This is a genomic window from Ensifer sp. MJa1 (assembly GCF_037026475.1).
Taxonomy (GTDB): domain Bacteria; phylum Pseudomonadota; class Alphaproteobacteria; order Rhizobiales; family Rhizobiaceae; genus Ensifer.
In genome coordinates this window covers 64,373-82,066 of the sequence record NZ_JAKUMO010000013.1, presented here as the reverse complement: position 1 = coordinate 82,066, position 17,694 = coordinate 64,373, and the positions used below count along the sequence as shown (strand labels likewise).

Annotated in this window: 22 protein-coding genes; 6 read left to right on the top strand and 16 right to left on the bottom strand. The window is 63.5% G+C overall.

Features of this window, described 5'->3' with window-relative positions; genetic code table 11:
* The first annotated feature begins 54 nt into the window (after positions 1-54).
* Entirely contained in the window at positions 55-687 is a 633-nt protein-coding gene (locus tag MKZ91_RS18255) for an RNA polymerase sigma factor (RefSeq protein ID WP_336172481.1), read from the top strand.
* 22 nt (positions 688-709) lie between these two features.
* Positions 710-1,111: a VOC family protein gene (locus tag MKZ91_RS18250; RefSeq protein WP_336172480.1), complete on the top strand. Its 402-nt coding sequence runs from the start codon at positions 710-712 to the stop codon at positions 1,109-1,111.
* 91 nt (positions 1,112-1,202) lie between these two features.
* On the opposite strand, the gene MKZ91_RS18245 is transcribed toward MKZ91_RS18250, so the two are convergent.
* From MKZ91_RS18245 to MKZ91_RS18235, 3 genes are all read right to left on the bottom strand, one after another.
* On the bottom strand, positions 1,203-2,456 hold the full coding sequence (locus MKZ91_RS18245) for an aminopeptidase (protein WP_336172479.1): 1,254 nt from the start codon (positions 2,454-2,456) through the stop codon (positions 1,203-1,205).
* 88 nt (positions 2,457-2,544) lie between these two features.
* Positions 2,545-3,465: an MBL fold metallo-hydrolase gene (locus tag MKZ91_RS18240; protein WP_336172478.1), complete on the bottom strand. Its 921-nt coding sequence runs from the start codon at positions 3,463-3,465 to the stop codon at positions 2,545-2,547.
* Positions 3,466-3,514: 49 nt separating this feature from the next.
* The gene (locus tag MKZ91_RS18235; RefSeq protein ID WP_336172477.1) at positions 3,515-4,195 is read right to left on the bottom strand and encodes a glutathione S-transferase family protein; all 681 of its coding nucleotides are present in this window, start codon (positions 4,193-4,195) and stop codon (positions 3,515-3,517) included.
* Positions 4,196-4,277: 82 nt separating this feature from the next.
* On the opposite strand from MKZ91_RS18235, the gene MKZ91_RS18230 reads away from it, so the two are divergent.
* Positions 4,278-4,733 carry a MarR family winged helix-turn-helix transcriptional regulator gene (locus tag MKZ91_RS18230; RefSeq protein ID WP_336172476.1) on the top strand — a complete coding sequence of 152 codons (456 nt, stop codon included), beginning with the start codon at positions 4,278-4,280 and terminating at the stop codon, positions 4,731-4,733.
* A gap of 253 nt (positions 4,734-4,986) precedes the next feature.
* On the opposite strand, the gene MKZ91_RS18225 is transcribed toward MKZ91_RS18230, so the two are convergent.
* The 5 genes from MKZ91_RS18225 to tatA all read right to left on the bottom strand — a co-directional run bounded on the left by MKZ91_RS18225 (position 4,987) and on the right by tatA (position 8,433).
* A complete protein-coding gene (locus MKZ91_RS18225) occupies positions 4,987-5,574 on the bottom strand; it encodes a dual specificity protein phosphatase family protein (protein ID WP_336172475.1) in 588 nt (195 codons plus the stop codon).
* Positions 5,575-5,644: 70 nt separating this feature from the next.
* Positions 5,645-6,118: a Cys-tRNA(Pro) deacylase gene (gene ybaK, locus MKZ91_RS18220; RefSeq protein WP_336172474.1), complete on the bottom strand. Its 474-nt coding sequence runs from the start codon at positions 6,116-6,118 to the stop codon at positions 5,645-5,647.
* A gap of 24 nt (positions 6,119-6,142) precedes the next feature.
* On the bottom strand, positions 6,143-6,496 hold the full coding sequence (locus tag MKZ91_RS18215; RefSeq protein WP_336172473.1) for an ArsC family reductase: 354 nt from the start codon (positions 6,494-6,496) through the stop codon (positions 6,143-6,145).
* A 126-nt stretch (positions 6,497-6,622) separates the two neighbouring features.
* A complete protein-coding gene (locus tag MKZ91_RS18210) occupies positions 6,623-7,255 on the bottom strand; it encodes a YitT family protein (protein ID WP_336172472.1) in 633 nt (210 codons plus the stop codon).
* Positions 7,256-7,263: 8 nt separating this feature from the next.
* Positions 7,264-8,433 (bottom strand): tyrosine aminotransferase, encoded by a 1,170-nt coding sequence (tatA, locus tag MKZ91_RS18205; RefSeq protein WP_336172471.1) that lies wholly within the window; start codon positions 8,431-8,433, stop codon positions 7,264-7,266.
* A 205-nt stretch (positions 8,434-8,638) separates the two neighbouring features.
* Here tatA and MKZ91_RS18200 point away from each other — a divergent pair, with 205 nt between their 5' ends.
* Positions 8,639-9,112, top strand: a complete 474-nt coding sequence (locus MKZ91_RS18200; protein ID WP_336172470.1) for an Lrp/AsnC family transcriptional regulator — start codon at positions 8,639-8,641, stop codon at positions 9,110-9,112.
* Between the two features lie 53 nt (positions 9,113-9,165).
* Here the strand turns inward: MKZ91_RS18200 and MKZ91_RS18195 are convergent, their stop codons facing one another.
* Positions 9,166-10,224, bottom strand: a complete 1,059-nt coding sequence (locus MKZ91_RS18195; RefSeq protein WP_336172469.1) for a succinylglutamate desuccinylase/aspartoacylase family protein — start codon at positions 10,222-10,224, stop codon at positions 9,166-9,168.
* A gap of 168 nt (positions 10,225-10,392) precedes the next feature.
* On the opposite strand from MKZ91_RS18195, the gene MKZ91_RS18190 reads away from it, so the two are divergent.
* A complete protein-coding gene (locus tag MKZ91_RS18190; RefSeq protein ID WP_336172468.1) occupies positions 10,393-11,019 on the top strand; it encodes a glutathione S-transferase family protein in 627 nt (208 codons plus the stop codon).
* Between the two features lie 143 nt (positions 11,020-11,162).
* Here the strand turns inward: MKZ91_RS18190 and MKZ91_RS18185 are convergent, their stop codons facing one another.
* The 5 genes from MKZ91_RS18185 to MKZ91_RS18165 form a co-directional block, all read right to left on the bottom strand.
* The gene (locus MKZ91_RS18185) at positions 11,163-12,074 is read right to left on the bottom strand and encodes an alpha/beta fold hydrolase (protein WP_336172467.1); all 912 of its coding nucleotides are present in this window, start codon (positions 12,072-12,074) and stop codon (positions 11,163-11,165) included.
* A 263-nt stretch (positions 12,075-12,337) separates the two neighbouring features.
* Entirely contained in the window at positions 12,338-12,751 is a 414-nt protein-coding gene (locus MKZ91_RS18180; RefSeq protein WP_336172466.1) for a GFA family protein, read from the bottom strand.
* Positions 12,752-12,875: 124 nt separating this feature from the next.
* Positions 12,876-13,343 carry an SRPBCC family protein gene (locus tag MKZ91_RS18175; RefSeq protein WP_336172465.1) on the bottom strand — a complete coding sequence of 156 codons (468 nt, stop codon included), beginning with the start codon at positions 13,341-13,343 and terminating at the stop codon, positions 12,876-12,878.
* The gene (locus tag MKZ91_RS18170) at positions 13,340-13,669 is read right to left on the bottom strand and encodes an ArsR/SmtB family transcription factor (protein WP_336172569.1); all 330 of its coding nucleotides are present in this window, start codon (positions 13,667-13,669) and stop codon (positions 13,340-13,342) included. Before MKZ91_RS18170 ends, MKZ91_RS18175 begins: the two co-directional genes overlap by 4 nt.
* A gap of 133 nt (positions 13,670-13,802) precedes the next feature.
* Positions 13,803-14,561 (bottom strand): alpha/beta hydrolase, encoded by a 759-nt coding sequence (locus MKZ91_RS18165; protein ID WP_336172464.1) that lies wholly within the window; start codon positions 14,559-14,561, stop codon positions 13,803-13,805.
* Between the two features lie 151 nt (positions 14,562-14,712).
* On the opposite strand from MKZ91_RS18165, the gene MKZ91_RS18160 reads away from it, so the two are divergent.
* Complete coding sequence (locus MKZ91_RS18160; protein ID WP_336172463.1) at positions 14,713-15,159, top strand: MarR family winged helix-turn-helix transcriptional regulator; 447 nt, start codon at positions 14,713-14,715, stop codon at positions 15,157-15,159.
* Positions 15,160-15,362: 203 nt separating this feature from the next.
* Here the strand turns inward: MKZ91_RS18160 and MKZ91_RS18155 are convergent, their stop codons facing one another.
* A complete protein-coding gene (locus MKZ91_RS18155; protein ID WP_336172462.1) occupies positions 15,363-16,106 on the bottom strand; it encodes a class I SAM-dependent methyltransferase in 744 nt (247 codons plus the stop codon).
* Between the two features lie 12 nt (positions 16,107-16,118).
* Positions 16,119-17,681 (bottom strand): glutamine-hydrolyzing GMP synthase, encoded by a 1,563-nt coding sequence (guaA, locus tag MKZ91_RS18150; protein WP_336172461.1) that lies wholly within the window; start codon positions 17,679-17,681, stop codon positions 16,119-16,121.
* Positions 17,682-17,694: the final 13 nt, after the last annotated feature.

The window sequence follows — 17,694 nt, the reverse complement described above, 5'->3', positions numbered from 1 at the left end:
GGGCACGCGCTTCACAGTGCCGGAAATGTCAATCCTCACCAAGCGCTGCCCCTCATGACCGAGCACCTCACGCCGGCGAACTATTCCGATCTCCTCCGCTTCGCCCGGCGCCAGACCCGTCGCGCCGCCGAAGCGGAGGATCTTCTGCACGAAGCGCTGATCGTCGCGCTCAAGGCCAGGCGCTTCCCCACCGGCGACGATCGCGCCTGGTTCTGCGGCGTCATCCGCAAGCTCGCCGCCATGCAGGCGCGCACGGCGGCACGGCGTCTCCGGCGCGAGCAGCAGGCGTTCGCGCCGGAGGGCCAAGGCGCGGCGGCGTCCGGCGATCCGCTGAGATTTGCGGCCACACTGACACCCAGTCTCAGGATCGTGATGCTCCTTGCCATCGCCGGCCACAACCGGATTGAGATCCGCCACCTCCTGAAGATCTCCGACGAGGCCTTGCGTCAGCGTATCCTCGTGCTTCGGCGTGCCTGGCGCGACGCTGGCTACAGCGAACCGGGCCTGGAACTGACCGGGCTGCGTTACCCGCTGGAAAGTGGCCGCATCCGCCAGGCGCTTCTGCCGGTGACACGCCACGGCCGGGCGGCGTTCGCGAGCCATGATCCCGACGGCCATCTCTTCGCGGTCAGTTTTTCTTCGCGCGCCTCTCACGAAACGACAACCGGCGGCAACAAGCCGGCGTAACCATCAGAAAAGGGAGCAAGCAATGCTGTCGAAACCGCGTATCGGAGCCGTCTGCTACTACGTGAAGGAGATCGCCCGGACAGAGGCCTTCTATCGCGATGTTCTGGGCTTAAGCGTCCAGCGCATGGACGATGACGGCGCCGGCAATGACTGGCTGATCGCCACCATCGAAAGCAATGTCGAACTGCTGTTCTTCGTCGCCGAAAGCAAACCCGGCAACTCACCGATCATCGTCTTCGATCTCGCCGAAGGCGGCATCGATGATGTGGTCGGCGGTCTTGCCGAAAAGGGCACGACGATCGTCACGCCGGTCAGCCATGCGCCGGGTGGCTGGTCGGCGGAATTCGCCGATCCGGATGGCCACGTCCTGTCGCTCTACCAGTCGGCGGAGATGCCGCGCGTGAAACGCGCCGCAGGCGGGTGAGCGGCCGGGCGTATCAAGAAAAAGGCCGCCGCATTCGAGCGGCGGCCTAGGCATTATGGTTGGTGGGACCGGTTTGTAGCCGGGACTTTGATCAGGCCCATTCGCCCTTTCGCATGACGGGGGCGCGGCTGCCGTCGGCGCGCACGCCGTCGATGTCGACCTCGCCCGAACCGATCATCCAGTCGATGTGGATCAGGCTCGAATTGCCGCCCTGGGCGCGGATCTGGTCCGGCGTGAGCTTGGCATCGTCGATGAAGCAGCCGGAATAGCACTGGCCGAGCGCGATGTGGCACGAGGCATTTTCGTCAAACAGCGTGTTGTAGAACAGGATGCCGCTCGCCGAGATCGGCGAGGAATGCGGCACCAGCGCCACTTCGCCGAGCCGGCGCGCGCCTTCGTCGGTGTCGAGCACCTTGTTGAGCACCTCTTCGCCGCGCGACGCCTTTGCCTCGACGATGCGGCCGCCCTCGAAGCGCACCTGGATATTGTCGATCAGCGTGCCCTGGTGCGACAATGGCTTGGTCGAGGAAACATGACCCTCGACCCGCAGCGCATGCGGCGTCGTGAACACTTCCTCGGTCGGGATGTTCGGGTTGCAGGTAATGCCGTTCTTGGCTTCGGACGCGCCGCCGCACCACAGATGACCGTCGGCAAGCCCTACCGTCAGGTCGGTGCCGGGGCCGGTGAAGTGCAACGCCGCAAAGCGCTCGCCGTTCAGCCAGGCCGAGCGCCGGGCGAGATTGGCATTGTGCTCCTTCCAGGCGGCGACCGGATCGGCGACATCGACGCGCGAGGCGGCGAAGATGGCGTTGGCGAGCTTCTCGACGGCAACCGCCTCGGGATCATCGGGGAAGACCAGCTTTGCCCAGGAGGGGTTCGGGTAGGAGACGATGTTCCAGTTGATGTCGAAGTTGGAGATCTTTTCGAGTGCCGGCTTGTAGGCGATCGAATTCGCCTTGTTGGCGCGCGCGACCTTGGCCGGATCCTGTGACGACAGCATCATCGGATTGTCACCGGAGATCGCCAGGCGCGCAGCACCACCGGCAAAAGCCTCGGCCATGCCCTTGAACAGCCAGTCGCTTGCCCGGTCGAAGCTCTCGTCCGGCGCATAGACATAGCGTGCGAGCGTCGTGTCCTCGTCCGAATAGAGCGTGGTCACCAGGCCCGCGCCCGCCTTGTAGGCGTGTTTGGTGATCAGCCTCACCAGCGGCATTGCTGCGACCGGCGCCGTCATCACCAGATCCTGGCCGCGCTCAAGCTGCAGCCCGATCTGGATTGCGACTTCCGCAAGCTTTTCGAGTTTTACCGGATCGATGGGGTTGGGCGTATTGGCGGGATAGGTCATGGACTGCCTGTCTTTCTGAATTCGGAAGAAGAAGACTTAGAGCGCTTTGCGGCGAAATTGAAGGTGGCTCATCATGCCGCTCTTCAGTTCAACTCGTCGCGAGAACGGCCTGCACCCGCTCGATATTGCTTTGGTGGACAGTCTCGTAGGGCTCGAAATAGAGGATCGCGCCCGCGGCGATCTCCTCGGCGACGAACTCCTTGAGTCTGCCAACCGCGGCGCCGACCGAGAGCGTATCCGTCAATCGCTCGATATAACGGCGATTGGCATCGATCAGTTCCGGCCCGTAGCCACCGCCGGCGATGCGATCGCGGTCGCCGTGGCTTGGCAGGATCCTGGCGATCGGCCATTGCCGCAGGCGCTTCAGTTCCGCGACGTGCGTCGCCGTCTGGTCGGCTTCGCTGATATAGGTCACGCTGTCCTCGAGCGTGTCGCCGGCAAGCAGCAGCTTTTCGTCCGGCAGCCAGATCACATTGCCGTCGGCGCTGTGAATGGCGAAATGGTGCAATTCCACTTGCCGCTTGCCAACGGTAAGCGCGAGCTTCCCGTCGAACAGCCGGTTGGGCATGACGAGGGGCTGGATCGGCGGCGTCGCCGCCTCGATCTTTTCGCGGTTGTCGGCAAGTCGCTCGGCTGTCAGCTTGAGCGCGATGATCTCGCAATCGGCAAAGACCGCATTTCCCGCCACGTGGTCCTTGTGCCAGTGGCTGAGCACGACACGGATCGAGGTAACGCCGAGGCCCTCGAGATGCCCGCGGATCGCCCGGGCGTGGTCGAGGGAGATATGGGTGTCGTAGACCAAGGCTTCGCGGCTGTCGACGATGGCATAGGAGGCGACACCAAGCTCATAGGCGCCATCATCGAGCCAATTCGACGCCTCCGAGTAAAGCCGTACCCCGGCGACACGCCCGTCGAAATAGGCATAGATGCCGGGGTAGGGTTCCAGGATCGTCAGGGTCGAGGTCATGTCCGTCACGTCGTGCTCCTCCAGTAGGCTCGGCACCGTCATAGGCCAGTCTCGCGCCAAACTGAAGAATGGCATCATCGCTGCTTTCCGATCATGCTTTGCCGGTGCGCAGCAGATAGGCGTCATGCTCCTTCAGGAAGGTCATCAGCCGATCGCCGTAGTCGGCGGTCACCGCTGCCTTGACGCTCGGCCGCGCGGCAAGCGCGCTGCGCCACGCGCGGACGCGTTCGAGCCCGTCGAAAATGCCGTGGTCGGCCAGCGTATCGAACAGGTCGAAATAGCGGAAGATCGGCGCGAACACCGCATCGACAAGCGAAAACACGCTTCCGGCGAAATACGGTCCTTCACCCAGCGCCGCCTCGACGGTCGCGAACTTGGCGCCCAGCGCCTTGCGTTTATCTTCGTAGGTCTGCGCATCCTTGGCGGTTTCGAAACCCCACAGATCCGAAAGGATAGACGAGCCGAATTCCATCCAGCCGCGATGGCGGGCGCGCTCCAGGGCGTTCTCCGGGTGAAGCCTGGGGCCGTCCTGGGAGTCATCGACATATTCGGCGATGACCGAGCTTTCGAACAGCACGGTTTCGCCGCTTTCGGTCGGCACCTGCAGCAGCGGCACCTTGCCGAGCGGGGAGATCTTCAGGAACCAGTCGGGCTTGGCCTTGAGGTCGATGTTGGTTCGCTCGAAGCGGATGCCCTTTTCGTCGAGCGCGATCGAGGCGCGTTGCACGTAGGGGCAGAGATGGTGGCTGACGAGGGTAAGCGTGGTGGACATCGCGGTCTCCCGGTTGCTGAAGTAGATGCAATTGCATGTATGTGGGCTTGCGTCGGTTTTCAAGATGGATGTAATTGCATCAATGAGCGACAACGAAAAAAATGACGGCAAGCGCCCGGGACCGGAAACGACCGCGGCCTGGGTCGGCTTGATGCGCGCCCGCGAACGCGTGCTTGCCCGCATCGAGGCCGATTTCAAGACGGCTGCCCTGCCGCCGCTTGGCTGGTACGACGTGCTGTGGGAACTGGTTCAGGCAGAAGAAGGCAGGCTGCGGCCCTTCGAGATCGAGGCGCGCACGCTGCTTGCGCAATACAATCTCTCCCGCCTGATCGATCGCCTCGTCAAGGAAGGCCTGGTCCGCCGCGAGGCTTTCGATGCCGACGGGCGCGGGCAATGGGTTGTCATCACCGAGGCTGGCCGGGCGATGCGCGAACGCATGTGGCTGACGTACGGCCCATCGATCGAGGCGCATGTCGGCGCCAGATTGACTGAGGCCGAGGCACGGCAACTGGCGGCGCTGTTGGCAAAGCTCAAGTAGTTTGTGACGTCCGGACGGCGATCAGATCGGCTCCGCTCCTCGGGTTTAACCCGAGGACTAACCCTCTCTGCGTATACGGGAAGAGCGACATGCCTCGTTCGCAACGCTCTGAGCGGAACCCATGAGGGAGGAAACCTAAAAGTGCAGTTGTCGAGGCGGGCGGGTGCCGCGAGTCTCCTTCGCCCCGCTAGCGGGGAGAAGGTGGCAGGCAGGCCGGATGAGGGGGAGCGGCTGAGCTAGGCGTCGTCGCCGCCTAGCTGTTCAACCCGAAGGATTTCTCCAGCGCTTCCCAGGTCTCGTCCATGGCAAAGGTACCGGAAAGATAGGGCAGGGCGAGGTGGCCATAGAGCGGCGAAAGTTGCCACTCGGCCGTCTCCTCGTCGACGCCGGCAATCTGCTGCAGGTAGATCGTCGAGACGAGGCCGGTGCGGTCGGCGCCGGCCTTGCAGTGGATCAACAGCGGCTTTGGCGCGTCCCTGAGGATCGCCATCAGTGCGTCGGTTTCCTTGCGGTCGATTTCGGCCGAGGCTGACATGGGGAAGTTGATGAGCCGGATACCGTTCTTTTCGGCGGCGGCAACTTCATCGCGGTACCAGCGCTCGTCCGTTTTCGCGCCGCGCAGATTGAGAATGGTGCGGATGCCATAGGCCTTGGAATAGGCCGAGATCGCGTCCGGCGTCGGCTGCGCCGAACGGTAGACTTCGCCGGCCACAAGCGTGTGGAAATTGCCGGTCCATTGCAAGCCTACAAGATAGAGAGCCAGGCTCGCGCCAAGCGCAGCCGTAACGGCGGCGAGACGCTTCAAGAGGCGTTTCGCGCGCAGACGATTTGCAGATGCCATGATGTAACCTCGGAGCGAGCCTGCTCTCGTCCGCTGCTACAGGGCATCCGTGATCTTTTGATGGCGAAGATCAGGCGATGAGCGGGGCGGCGATCGCCTTCAACGCGGCCAGGGCGTCGCGCGGCTGAAGCCGCACCTGCAGCCCGCGCTGGCCGCCATTGATATAGACCTGCGGCTCGGCAAGCGCGGCTTCCTCGATAGCTGTCGGCACCAGCTTCTTCTGGCCGAACGGACTGATGCCGCCGACATGGTAGCCGGTCAGCCGCTCGGCATCCGCCGGTTTCATCATCACGGCCGACTTGCCGCCGAAGGCGGCGGCGAGCTTCTTCATGCTCACCTCCCGGTCGGAGGGCACGACACAGCACACCGGCTTGCCGTCGACCTCCGCCATCAGCGTCTTCAGCACCCGGCTCGGATCCTCGCCAAGCGCTTCGGCCGCCTGCAGGCCGACGCGTTCGGCGTTGGGGTCGTAGTCGTAGGTATGGACGCTGAAGGTGACGCCGGCCTTTGCGAGCGTCTGCGTGGCGCGCGTGGTCTTCGACATTGCTTTCGCTCCGAAAGAGAGGCTTCAGGCTTTGGCGAGCACGGCCTCGTAGAGATCCGGCTTGAAGCCGACCAAAAGATTGCCGTCGGCCTCGAGCACCGGGCGCTTGATCATCGACGGCTGCGCCAGCATCAGCGCAATCGCCTTTTCCTGGTCAAGACCCTGCTTGTCGGCGTCGTCGAGCTTGCGGAAGGTCGTGCCGGCGCGGTTGAGCACGGTTTCCCAGCCGGCTTCCTTGCACCAGCGCTCGAGATGCGGGCGGTCGATACCTTCAGCCTTGTAGTTGTGGAAGTGATGGGCAATGCCCCGGCCTTCGAGCCAGGTGCGCGCCTTCTTCATCGTGTCGCAGTTCTTGATGCCGTAAATCGTGACTGTCATGCCATGCCCCTGGACCGCTCACGGCAATTCCGGGGAACGGACGCAACCGTCCGGAATCGCACAATTTCACAAAGTGGCAGGAGTGATAGCGCCCCCGCCCGTCCGAGGGAAGACGGCAACGTTGCTTCAGGTCACGCCGGCATAGCGCCCCGGCTTGTGGTTGATCGCCAGCGTCATGTTGACGACGGCGGCACCGATGACGGACAGGGCGAGGTTTGCGGGCGGCAGCACGAAGAAGGCCACGGCAAGAATGGCTAGGTCGACGCCCAGTTGGAAATAGCCGGCGCGGATGCCGAATTTTTCCTGCAGATAGATCGCCAGGATGTTGATGCCGCCAAGCCCGGTGCGATGGCGAAAGAGGATGAGCAGGCCGGTGCCCATCAGCCCGCCGCCGACAACAGCCGCATAGATCGGGTCGAGCCTTGCGAACTCTACCCAGCCGGCCGTGAGCCGTGAAAACAGTGCGACCAGGCTGACGGCCAGAAAGGTGCGCAACGCGAACATCCAGCCGAGCCGTTTGACCGCCAGCACGTAGAACGGCAGGTTGACGAGCGAGAAGACCAGCCAGAACTCGGCCCCGGTTGCATACTGTAAAAGCAGCGCCAGGCCCGAGGTGCTGCCCGTGAGCAGCATCGCCTTGCTGTAGATGATGACGCCGAGCGACATGATCAGCGTGCCCGTCAGGATCGCCAGCGCATCCTCATAGAGTTGGTGGCGATCGGTCGGGATCTTGGTCGCGTCAATGCGTCGCTCGGCCATCGTGGTTCTCAGAGGTTCTTGAATTTTGCGATGACGCCGTCCACCTCGGCGGTCTTCAGGCCGGCGATGTTGATGCGGCCCGAGCCCGGCATGTAGATGCCGTGCTCGCTTCTCAACCGCATGACGTCGGCCTCGGCGAGTGGCAGAAGCGAGAACATGCCCTCCTGTCCGGCAACGGCGCCAAGCGCCTGCCAGCGGTCGCGCAGGCCTTCGGCAAGCGCGCGGCGAATGTTGGTGATGCGCAGCCGCATGGTCTCGAGCTCTGCCTGCCAGTCGCGCTTAAGTTCGGGATCTGAAAGGATCATGCGCACGATGGCCGCACCATGATCCGGCGGCATCGAATAGCTGGTGCGCGCCAGGCCCGCGAGATTGGAGCGGACCGTATCGGCCGAGGAAGACGAACTCGTGACCGCAAAGATGGCGCCGGCGCGCTCGCGGTAGAGACCGAAGGATTTGGAGCAGGAGACGGCGACAAGCGCCTCGGGCACGACGCCGATGAGGTGGCGAAGGCCGGCGACATCCTCGTCGAGGCCGCGACCGAAACCCTGATAGGCAAGGTCGATGAGCGGTAGCAGGCCGCGCTCGGCGATGACGGCGGCAAGCTCCATCCACTGCGCTTCGGTAATCACGCCGCCGGTCGGGTTGTGGCAGCTCGCATGCAGCAGCACGGCGTCGCCGGCGGAAGCCCCCTGCAGCGCCGTCATCATGCTGTCGAAGAGCACGGCCTGCGACGGCACATCGAAGAACGGGTAGCCTGCGGTTTCGAGACCGGCAGCCCTGAAGATGCTTGCATGGTTCGGCCAGCTTGGCAGCCCGATCCAGATGCGCTTGCCACCCATCTGGCGAATGAGGTCGGCCGCAAGCCGGAGCGCACCGGAGCCACCCGGCGTCTGGACGCCCGCGACGTGGCTGCGATCGACGGTGTCGCCGCCGACAAGTGTCCAGAGGTGGTCGACGAAAACGAGATCGCCTTCCGGGCCGACATAGGCCTTGCTGTCCTGGGTCTCGAGCAGGCGTGCCTCGGCCGCCTTGACGGCGCGGAAGATCGGAGTGTGGCCGGTTTCGTCGCGGTAGACGCCGACACCGAGATCGACCTTTCCGGGGCGTTCGTCCTTTCGATAGAGCCCGATCAGGGCCAGCAACGGATCGTCGGGTTGGCGGGTCAGAGCGTCGAACATGCCGGAATTCCCCCTTGAGTGGCAGCGATGCGAATATCGGTAGAGAAAGCGTGCTGGCTGCCGCTGGCCGGCCGCCCCGTCTTCTTCTTAAGTCAGGATCAGCGCAAAATCGATGCGATTTTTGCCACGGATACAATGTTGACGATGGGCTGTTTGCGCAAAATCGTGCATATCATTTGCGAATTTGCGCAAATAGGGTTTGGGCATGGTCGAGAAGGTGTCGTTGGAACTGGATCAGGTCGACCGGCGGATCATCCGGTTGCTGGTCGAAGATGCGTCGCTGAGCAACAACGAGCTTGCGGCGAGGGTCGGTCTCTCGCCGGCGCCACTGTCGCGCCGCCTTGCCAGGCTTTATGCCTCAGGTGTCATCCGACAGACGGTCGTTGTCGACCCGAAGGCCGCCGGCATCGGCTTCCAGGCCTTTGTCGAAGTGACGCTCGAGCGCACCGCAAGCAAGGTCGGGCAGCGCTTCATCGAGCTCGTCTCGCGCATGCCGGAGGTGGTGGAGTGTCACACGGTCGCCGGCGACTTTGACTTTCTCTTGAAGATCGCCGTGCGAGACGTGGCAGACTACAAGCGGTTGCTGTGGAGCGAGTTCGAGCAGGTCGCCGAGATCAAGACGCTGCGTTCGACCATTCTGCTCGACAGTCCGAAGATGACGGCCGCCACGGTGGCGTGACGGCCGCTGCATCCCTTCGGCGTGGAAAGCCGTCGACGCCTCTGGAATGGCGTTTAGGCTTCGAGCGGTCCCGGCTTGCGCACGGTGCCGGAGGGCCGGGCGCAGGCGATCTTCATCAGGTCCGAGCGGCGGCGCGCCAGGCGCGTCGAGACGCGTGTGACGATCAGCCCGTCCTGCGGGGCACGCACCTCGAGCGCGCCGCCCATCTGGCCCGGACGCGCAAGGATCGTCGCCAGCAGGTCCCCGGCTCTTACACTTTCGCCAATGTCGCGATGGAACAGGATTGCGCCCGCCTCCGGCGCGCGGATCATCTCGATATTGTCGAGCGGCGCGACGACGCCGGCAAATGGCGGGAGCGTTTCATCTTCGCCGGAAAGTACGCCGCGGGCGGCGAGGAAGCGGAAGACCCCTTCGGCATCCTTGCGGGCGATCTCCGGGTAGACGTCACGCGTGCCGCGAAGCTCGACCGTCACCGACAGGCGACCGGGAAGCCGCGCCTTCTTCTGGCTGGTTTCGTATTTCCAGGCATAGGCGACGGCCTCTTCGAAGGCAGAGCTCTCGCCATCGGACAGGAACACCGCCTCCATGTCGAGCGCTGCAGCGAGATCGCCTGCTTCCGGCCAGAACGCGTCATCGATATAGGCGTATTGCAGCGCCTCGTCGTCGCAGTGAAGATCAAGCATCAGGTCGGCGCCAAGCGCCATGTGCAACAGTTGCCGTTTCAGCCGGTCGGTGGCCGAAAAGCGGTCGAGATCGTCGATGAGGCTGTCTCGGTCGGAAAGCGCAATCAGCGGAAAGTCGCGGTTGAAGTTGGTGCGTGAGCCGAGATCGAAACGTCCCTGCAACTCGCCAAAGTGTGACTGCGCCGTGCCAATCGGGTTTGCCTGCGGCACGACGGTGATGTCGCCGAGAATGGCGCCGTTCTTCTCCGCCTGCTGCAGCTTTTCAACCAGGAAATGCGCAAGCGCCGTGCCCGGCAACTCGTTGGCATGCAGCGCTGCCTGGATATAGGTCTTCGGTGCCGCGACGGTCCTGCCCTTGAAACGAAAGACCGGCAGGCGCCACTCGATACCCGGCGTATCGCCGGCGATGATGATTTCGGAAATGTCCATGATGTCCTCCCGTATCGTTTGTTGGGGGGCTTATCGGCATTCCGCCAGCGCTCCGCAAGTCGCTAAGAACTGGGGGGCTGCTATCGGGTGCTCAAATCGCGCTTTGGCTTTGAGATCCTGAGCCTTATTCTCTCACTCAAACCGCCAGCACAGACAGGGCACTGAAAAATGATCCTGATCGGCCAATATGACTCGCCGTTCGTCCGCCGCGTGGGGATTGCGCTTACCCTCTATGGCATTGCGTTTGAACACCGCCCCTGGTCGTCCTTTGCCGATGCGGACCAGATCCGCGCCTATAATCCTCTGACGCGGGTGCCGACCCTGGTTCTGGACGACGGGCTGGCGCTGACTGACAGCCACGTCATTCTCGACTATCTCGACAGCCTCGTATCTGACGATCGGGCCATGTTCCCGCGAGCCGAGCCGGCGCGACACCGGGCCCTGAGGATCGCCACGCTCGCAACCGGACTGGGCGACAAGGCCGTCAGCCTTTTCTACGAGCGACGCTTGCACGGCGAAGTCTCGGCCCTCTGGGTCGATCGTTGCCGCAGGCAGATCGAGGAGACGCTCGCGGTGCTCGAAGCGAGCCGTGCAGAGGGCGGACCCGCGTACTGGTTCGGCGAGCACATCGGCCATGCCGATATCGCCGTCGCGGTTGTCCTGCGGTTCCTGAACGACGTCCATCCCGGGCTCGTCGCGGTCGCGCATTACCCGCACTTACAGGCGCATGCGCAGAAACTGGAGGCGCTCGCGGTGTTCGAGGAGATCAGCCAGGCATTCATTCCGCCGGCGTAAGCATGGTTCGCTCGGCCCAACGAGCCAAGCGTTGGAGGTGTGCAGGGTTGACCCGGATCGCTCTCGCCGCGCGTCCGAAAGGGCGCGCGGCGAGAGTGGTCAGGAAAATCGGGCCGAGGCTGGCCGCGTTTCACACGTTGCGGTTATTCGGCATCGAGAAAGCTGCGGATCGCCTTCACCGTCGCTTCCGGCTGTTCTTCCATCAACCAGTGTCCGGATGCCGGAATGACCACGCCGGTGACATTGTCGGCCGCCGCGCGGGCAACAACGGCCATTGTCGGTCCGAAGGACTTTTCGCCACCGACGGCCAGCACCGGCATGTTAAGCTTGCCCTGCTGCAACAGAGACTGGTCGTCGATCACGTCCTGGTCGAAGGCTGCGAACTGAGCAAAACCGGCGCGCATCGCTCCGGGCTGGGCATAGAGCTTGGCGTAATGTTCGCGCGATTGCTCGTCCCATTTCTTCGGATCGGCGGAGAATTCGTTCCAGAAGCGGTCGAGGTAGATGCGTTCGCGACCCGCAACCAGCCGCTCCATATCTGGTCCGCCAAAACGGAAGTGCCAGAGCAGCGGGCTCTTGAGGATTTCCTCCCAGGGGCCGATACCGGGCAGCGGCGCGTCCATGAGCACGAGTTTTGTCGTCCGGGAGGGATACTGCGCGGCGAAGGAGTAGCCGACCATGTTGCCGATGTCGTGCGCGACAACGTCCGCCTTGTCCGCCTTCAAGGCGTCCAGCACGCCGGCGATATCCTTGGCTTCGTTCTTCTTGTCGTAGCCGGTTTCAGGCTTTTGCGAGAGGCCCATGCCCCTGAGATCGGGCACGATGACGCGGTGATCGCGGGCAAGCTCTTCGGCCAGCGGCGCCCACATGTCACCGGTTTCACCATAACCGTGCAGCAGCACGACGGTTGGCCCCGATCCGCCGACGCGAACGTGGAGCATGGTACCGTTGGTGGCGATATTCTGGGTGGTGAAGTTCGCTGGAAAAGAAGGAACGTCGGCCAGTGCTGGGGCGGCAACAGCGATGGCGGCGCTGGCGATGAGGGAACGAAGCATTCTGTCTCTCCTGTTTGCGGGTTTGCCGAATGGCGTTTCGACGGGCAGAAGATGACATTGGGCCGATGTTCGAACTAGTAGCCGGAAAGCGGAGCTATTGTTCGCCATTGCCGAACGACACAACCTTGTCCATCTATCGCCTGCAGCGACGGATGGCCTGAGGTTCAGGGAAAGCCGGCGACGTGGCAAGCCTCCCGAGCCGGCGGCAGGGGAGGCGGGGTGCGTGCCGAGGCACCAGCCTTCGATGGCCGTCAACGACGATTCTACATTGGCGGCATCCGCTCGAATTTTGGCAGGGCCGGATCGTGATGGTCCCAGTCATGCCCGCGCACCACATAGGTCACGACCTCCGGCTTGTAGCGGCTCGGGTCGTCGAGGCTTGCAGCCCGCACGGTGAAGAATTCCGGCATGGCGGCAAAGGTCATGTAGACGGGTGAGCCGCAGGTGGGGCAGAAGGCACGCGTCTTCACGTTGCCGCTGTCGGCAACCATGTCCCAGTGCGTGGCTTCGCCTTGCAGCGTCACGCCGTCGCGGCGAAATGTCAGGTGCGATCCGTGCCCGGTGCCGCTCTCGCGCTGGCAGTCGCGGCACTGGCAGTCGTTCGAGAACACCGGTTCGCCGGAAATCTCGTAGCGGATGGCGCCGCAGGCGCATCCGCCGATGTAGGACTTGCCCATGTCTTCCTCCTGTTTCGGGCACAGCCGAAGCCTGGCGTGGCGCGATGCGCGACGCCGACCCTTCGGGTGTTGTGGTGTCTGTGGGCCGGTGAGACTTGTCGAGCCGACCGGTCCGGCGCTGCCGCTAGTTCTGTTCGTCGGTGAGCGAACCGAGGCGCGACAGTACTTTCGGCCAGCCGTTGCTCATGTTGCTGAAGGCGGTGTCGTTCTTCGGCCTGACGAAGCCCGAATGCACGAGGCGTAGGCGGGTTCCGCCATCGACCTTCGTCAGCGTGAAGGTGACGACCGTGTCGAGGCGGGAACCGTAGCCGACATTGCTTTCATCCCCACCTCTCCAGGCATACACGAAGCGCTCATGGGGAAGGACCTCCAGCACCTGGCAATGGATCGTTCCGTCCCAGGCACCGGCCGGTGTCGTCTGGAAGGTGAAACGGGTGCCTTCGATCGGGGCAAACCCCGTGGGCGGCATGATCCAGCGGCCCATCAACTCGCCGTCGGTGAGCGTCTTCCAGATCGTCTCAGGTGCATGGGGAAACACTTCGTCGATGACGATGTCCTGCGTCTCGACTTTCAGGGCTGCGGCGTCGGTCATGGATCGATCTCCTTGAGAAGAGTGCGCAGGTTGGCAAAGCGGTCACGCCAGAAGCTGCCGTAGTGGCTCATCCAGTCGACGAGCGGCGCCAGGCCCTCGGGCTCGGCACGGTAGTAGACGTTGCGTCCTTCCGGCCGTTCGGCCACGAGGCCGGCTTGCTTCAACGACTTGAGGTGCTGGGAAATCGCGCCCTGCGTCACCCCGCTGCCGCGCGTCAGCTCGACCACGGTGATTTCGTCGGCATTGGTGATGCGCTCGAACACGGCTCGCCGGGTCGGGTCGGCAAGGGCGCGCATGACGGTGGTAATGGGGGCGGTTTCGATCATCATGAGAAAACTATTAGCGCACACTGATTGATTAGTCAATGCTATTGAAAATGCGCAGCAAGAAGGGGCGGTCCGTTGGACCGCCCCTTCTTGCTGCGCACGGCCGCGAACGTGGCCGCGGTAGGGACTGTGATTATTCGCTCGCTTGCGCGGCCTGCGCGATCAGTGCCGCGACGGCCTCGGGCTTCGAGACGTAGACGGCGTGGCTGCCAGCGGTCTCGACCACGGTCGAGCCGGCGCGCTTTGCCATCTGGCGCTGGGCAGCCGGCGGGATCATGTGGTCGTCGGTCGCGACCAGGTAGAAGCTCGGCTTTTCCTTCCAGGCGGGAGCGGTGACGGCGCCGGCCGCCGCTTCGACGCCCCACGGTACCTGCGAGTCGGCCATGAAGGCTGCGATCTCCGGGTCGACGTCGGCCGCAAAGGCTGCAGCGAACTTCGCCTTGTCGAGCGCCAGGAAGCCGTCGACCGGGGGCAGGATCGGCGGAACGGGAGCGCCGGCCGGCGGGTTGGCGATGAGCGAGGAAACGGACTCGCCCTTGTCCGGTGCGAAGGCGGCGACATAGACGACGGATTTCACCTTTTCGTCGGTGCCGGCTTCGGAAACGACCACGCCACCATAGGAGTGGCCGACGAGCACAACCGGGCCGTCCTGCGCGGCGATCGCACGCTTGGTGACGGCGACGTCGTCGGCCAGCGAAAGCGTCGGATTCTGGACGATCGTGACGTTGTAGCCATCCTTCTTCAGGATGTTGTAGACGCCCTGCCAACCGGAGCCATCGACGAAGCCGCCATGGACGAGCACGACATTCTTGGTGACGGGGGCGGCCTGGGCCGGCGTGAGCGCGCTTGCGGAGAGGGCGAAAGCGGCGGCAGCGATGAGGGACTTGAGCATTTCGGGTCTCCTTTGATTTCTGTTATTTCCGCGAAAATCATTATCGCGATAATTATCGTGTACGCCGACTCGGTTTTCTTGTAAAGATATTAATTATCGCGATATTGATTTTTGCAGCAGAAAACGCGCTGCGCATTCTTAGGAGTCCCAGATGTCCACTGATCCCACAACCGTGCCGCTGGATAGCCAGCTCTGTTTTTCGATCTATTCGGCATCGATCGCCATCAACCGCGTCTACAAGCCGATGCTCGACGCGCTCGGCGTGACCTACACCCAATATCTTGTCTTGAGCACGCTGTGGGAAAAGGACGGCCTGACGATCTCGGCGATCGCCGATCGGCTTGGCCTGGAGCCGAGCACGATCACGCCTGCCGTCAAACGACTAGAGACTGCCGGCTTTCTCGGCCGGCACCGCAGCACGGTCGACGAGCGGCTTGTGGAGGTTCACCTGACGACGAAGGGGCGCGGTCTCCACGTGAAGACGGGGTGCCTGACCGCTTCCCTGCTCGAGCACTCGGGTTTCACCGTGCCGGAGATGATCGATCTGAATGAGAAGGTCCGCAAACTGCGCGACGGGATGCGGGACGCTGCGAAGTAAGGCGCGAAGTTCGGAGCAAGCGGCGGCGTAGCAAAGATTGCTGCTGGATCGCCAGGCGTTCCGATGAACGCGCTTGCACCTTGATGACGCATCCGCCGCCGCCTGCGACCAGACGACCATCCAGAGCCTGACCTTGGTGAGGATGCGAGACTGTTCATGCGTGTGCTTCGGGCGGCAGTGACGCCGCAGGCGGGCTAAACCGGCTAGCAGCGCCGGCCGATGGGGATGATTTCCGGAGCCCTCGTCGTGAACGGCTGACCGTCCCATCCGCCAAGCCAGCGCTCGACAACGAGGCCGGCTTCGTCGATCATCGCGACGAGATCGTCGTAAGATGGAAAGGCGATCTTCGACTGCGCCGAATAGGTGCGATCGTCCGCGATCCGGTAGAACGTGTCGTACTGGACGATGCCGGTTTGCGGGTCGTGCCGCACGTCATTCCAGGCGAGAACCGTGCCAAGCACCGGATGTTCGATGTCCCGCTCGGATTCGGCCGGGGTCCATTCCTTCCATTCCTCGACCACCGGATTGCGGCTGTCGAAAACGAACTGGCCATTGGGTGACAGATGCGCAGCGATCGTCTTCAGGGCCGCAATCTGGTCGTCCCTCGTGAGGAACACCTGGAAGGCATGGCCGCTCAAGAGCACCAAGTCGAAGCTCTCGTCGAGGCGGATTGTTCGGCCGTCGCCCTCTATCCAGCGCACCCGGTCGCCGCCGGGTCTCTGTCGTGCGACATCGAGCATGGCTGCGGCCGGATCGACGCCGACGACGCGCTTGCCGCCGCCGTGCGCCAGTCCTGCGGCAAGCAGGCCAGTGCCGCACCCGAGATCAAGGATCGAGGTGCGGCCTTCGGCCATGGTCTTCAGATATTCGCTGTCGGCGGTCCAGCCGTTCTCGATGTCGTAGAACGCGACAAGATCCGGATCGTCATAGAGCCTGTCGGACGCCATCGAACTTCCGGCTTATTCCCACTCGATCGTACCCGGCGGCTTCGAGGTTACGTCGTAGACGACGCGGTTGATGCCGCGGACCTCGTTGATGATGCGCGTTGCCGCGCGGCCGAGGAATTCCATGTCGTAGTGGTAGAAGTCCGCCGTCATGCCGTCGACCGAGGTGACGGCGCGCAGCGCACAGACGAATTCGTAGGTGCGGCCGTCGCCCATGACGCCGACGGTCTGGACCGGCAGCAGCACGGCAAAGGCCTGCCAGATGGCGTCGTAGAGACCGGCCTTGCGGATCTCGTCGAGATAGATCGCATCGGCTTCGCGGAGAATCTCGAGCTTCTCGCGGCTGATGCCGCCCGGGCAGCGGATGGCAAGGCCCGGACCCGGGAAGGGATGGCGGCCGATGAAGCTGTCGGGCAGGCCGAGCTCGCGGCCAAGCACGCGGACCTCGTCCTTGAACAGTTCGCGCAGCGGCTCGACGAGCTGCATGTTCATGCGCTCCGGCAGGCCGCCGACATTGTGGTGCGACTTGATCGTCACCGACGGGCCGCCGGTGAACGACACGCTTTCGATCACATCCGGATAGAGCGTGCCCTGGGCAAGGAAATCCGCGCCGCCGAGCTTCTTTGCCTCTTCCTCGAACACTTCGATGAACAGGCGGCCGATGATCTTGCGCTTGGTCTCCGGGTCGCTCTGGCCTTCGAGTTCGCCGATGAAGCGGTCGGACGCGTCGACGTGCAGCAGATGCAGGTTGTAGTGCTCCTCGAACATCGCAACGACGTTCTTGGCCTCATCCTTGCGCATCAGGCCATGGTCGACGAGGATGCAGGTGAGCTGGTCGCCGACGGCCTCATGGATCAAAAGTGCCGCGACCGAGCTGTCGACGCCGCCGGAAAGCGCGCAGATGACCTTCTTGTCGCCGACCTGTTTGCGGATCGCTTCGACCGCCTTGGCGCGATAGGCCGACATCGACCAATCACCCTTGATGCCGGCGATCTTGTGCACGAAGTTGGAGATCAGCTTGGCGCCATCGGGCGTGTGCACCACTTCCGGGTGGAACTGCACGGCGTAATACTTGCGCTTCTCGTCGGCGATGAAGGCGAAGGGCGCGTTGGCCGAGGTCGCGACGACCTCGAAGCCTTCGGGGATCGCGGTGACGCGGTCGCCATGCGACATCCAGACCTGATGGCGCGAGCCGACCGACCAGAGGCCTTCAAACAGCGGGCAATCCTTCTCGACCTCCAGGAAGGCGCGGCCGAATTCGCGGTGATGGCCGCTCTCGACCTTGCCGCCGAGCTGGGCGCACATGGTCTGCTGGCCATAGCAGATGCCGAAGACCGGCAGGCCGGAATCGAAGATCACCTGGGATGCGCGCGGCGAGCCGATGTCGAGCGTCGAGGCCGGGCTGCCGGAAAGGATCACGGCCTTCGGCTTCAGCTGGCGGAAGCCTTCTTCGGCCGACTGGAACGGCACGATTTCGCAGTAGACACCGGATTCGCGCACGCGCCGGGCGATGAGCTGCGTCACCTGGCTGCCGAAGTCGACGATGAGGACGGTGTCGGGATGGGCTGTCTGGGTCATTGGAAGCCTTCAA

Bases quoted from the DNA above. Each gene is read 5' to 3' on its own strand.
- MKZ91_RS18255 (WP_336172481.1), top strand. From the start codon at position 55: ATGACCGAGCACCTCACGCCGGCGAACTATTCCGATCTCCTCCGCTTC.
- MKZ91_RS18250 (WP_336172480.1), top strand. From the start codon at position 710: ATGCTGTCGAAACCGCGTATCGGAGCCGTCTGCTACTACGTGAAGGAG.
- MKZ91_RS18245 (WP_336172479.1), bottom strand. From the start codon at position 2,456: ATGACCTATCCCGCCAATACGCCCAACCCCATCGATCCGGTAAAACTC.
- MKZ91_RS18240 (WP_336172478.1), bottom strand. From the start codon at position 3,465: ATGACGGTGCCGAGCCTACTGGAGGAGCACGACGTGACGGACATGACC.
- MKZ91_RS18235 (WP_336172477.1), bottom strand. From the start codon at position 4,195: ATGTCCACCACGCTTACCCTCGTCAGCCACCATCTCTGCCCCTACGTG.
- MKZ91_RS18230 (WP_336172476.1), top strand. From the start codon at position 4,278: ATGAGCGACAACGAAAAAAATGACGGCAAGCGCCCGGGACCGGAAACG.
- MKZ91_RS18225 (WP_336172475.1), bottom strand. From the start codon at position 5,574: ATGGCATCTGCAAATCGTCTGCGCGCGAAACGCCTCTTGAAGCGTCTC.
- ybaK (WP_336172474.1), bottom strand. From the start codon at position 6,118: ATGTCGAAGACCACGCGCGCCACGCAGACGCTCGCAAAGGCCGGCGTC.
- MKZ91_RS18215 (WP_336172473.1), bottom strand. From the start codon at position 6,496: ATGACAGTCACGATTTACGGCATCAAGAACTGCGACACGATGAAGAAG.
- MKZ91_RS18210 (WP_336172472.1), bottom strand. From the start codon at position 7,255: ATGGCCGAGCGACGCATTGACGCGACCAAGATCCCGACCGATCGCCAC.
- tatA (WP_336172471.1), bottom strand. From the start codon at position 8,433: ATGTTCGACGCTCTGACCCGCCAACCCGACGATCCGTTGCTGGCCCTG.
- MKZ91_RS18200 (WP_336172470.1), top strand. From the start codon at position 8,639: ATGGTCGAGAAGGTGTCGTTGGAACTGGATCAGGTCGACCGGCGGATC.
- MKZ91_RS18195 (WP_336172469.1), bottom strand. From the start codon at position 10,224: ATGGACATTTCCGAAATCATCATCGCCGGCGATACGCCGGGTATCGAG.
- MKZ91_RS18190 (WP_336172468.1), top strand. From the start codon at position 10,393: ATGATCCTGATCGGCCAATATGACTCGCCGTTCGTCCGCCGCGTGGGG.
- MKZ91_RS18185 (WP_336172467.1), bottom strand. From the start codon at position 12,074: ATGCTTCGTTCCCTCATCGCCAGCGCCGCCATCGCTGTTGCCGCCCCA.
- MKZ91_RS18180 (WP_336172466.1), bottom strand. From the start codon at position 12,751: ATGGGCAAGTCCTACATCGGCGGATGCGCCTGCGGCGCCATCCGCTAC.
- MKZ91_RS18175 (WP_336172465.1), bottom strand. From the start codon at position 13,343: ATGACCGACGCCGCAGCCCTGAAAGTCGAGACGCAGGACATCGTCATC.
- MKZ91_RS18170 (WP_336172569.1), bottom strand. From the start codon at position 13,669: ATGATCGAAACCGCCCCCATTACCACCGTCATGCGCGCCCTTGCCGAC.
- MKZ91_RS18165 (WP_336172464.1), bottom strand. From the start codon at position 14,561: ATGCTCAAGTCCCTCATCGCTGCCGCCGCTTTCGCCCTCTCCGCAAGC.
- MKZ91_RS18160 (WP_336172463.1), top strand. From the start codon at position 14,713: ATGTCCACTGATCCCACAACCGTGCCGCTGGATAGCCAGCTCTGTTTT.
- MKZ91_RS18155 (WP_336172462.1), bottom strand. From the start codon at position 16,106: ATGGCGTCCGACAGGCTCTATGACGATCCGGATCTTGTCGCGTTCTAC.
- guaA (WP_336172461.1), bottom strand. From the start codon at position 17,681: ATGACCCAGACAGCCCATCCCGACACCGTCCTCATCGTCGACTTCGGC.